The 850-nt window shown below is 52.5% G+C and carries 1 pseudogene; it reads right to left on the reverse strand.

Annotated elements, in window-relative coordinates:
• Positions 1 to 850 (reverse strand): annotated as a pseudogene (locus HCX89_RS22615) (Clp protease ClpP); the annotation flags it as partial.

An 850-nucleotide genomic window follows, 5' to 3' on the forward strand; every position in this document is an offset into this window, starting at 1 on the left:
AGTGCGCTTGGCAGCACGCCCCATTTTTTCTGGTACCGACATCAACATGTTCATGTCATCGTTGATGATGGCCTGACGGGTGATAGAGAAAATTTTGCCATAGGTAGCCAGCATAATTTTTTCGCCGCGGTCAGACAGAGTGGCGTATTTGTACTCGGCCCCCTCTTCAACCTTATCCAGCGCCTTGAATCCATCCAGGCCTACACGGTTGGCAATCTTGAAGTCGCTCAGTTGGCCTTTCTTACAGAAGCGCTCGAAGGACTCTGGCTGTGCTTCCCAGCCCTTGAGCACAGACTTATTGGACACATCCAACAGGATATTGCCAAAGTCGGAGCTTGAGTGGGTGAATGCCAGACCAACCATCTGCATCACGTTCATACTGGCCACACCAATGCCGCGATCAACCAATGATGCCCTGGCCAGTTCACGCAGGTTATAGCTTGAATAGCCGTTATCCTTTTCATGTTCGCCGTGGCCAGCACGAGCCATAAGGTGAGCGCGAATAGAATCACCCACAATATTGCCGTTGCCGGCATGAATGATCACACTGCGTGGCTGGGCTGCTGCAGGGGTAGTGTTCTCACCGAGTTTAGCCAGGATCTTGTCCTTGGCTTTTTCAGCAGTCATTTCCACATCAGCAATACACTCGTTTTTCAGCTCGGCAAACTGAGGCCAACTGGCAAACAAGGTATTCAGCCCATCAACCCGGGTGCGGTTCAGCTCGGCGGCGGCAGCATTGATCTGCGCTTGCGTTGGCTGAGAACCAAGTTGTTGTGTAGTTGTCGCAACGGCTTGCTGCTGAGTTGTAGTGGCTACGGTAGCAGCTGGCTGCTGAGTTGTAGTGGCTACG

Origin of the sequence: Shewanella sp. Iso12 (assembly GCF_012030025.1) — a bacterium.
Lineage (GTDB): Bacteria > Pseudomonadota > Gammaproteobacteria > Enterobacterales > Shewanellaceae > Shewanella > Shewanella algae.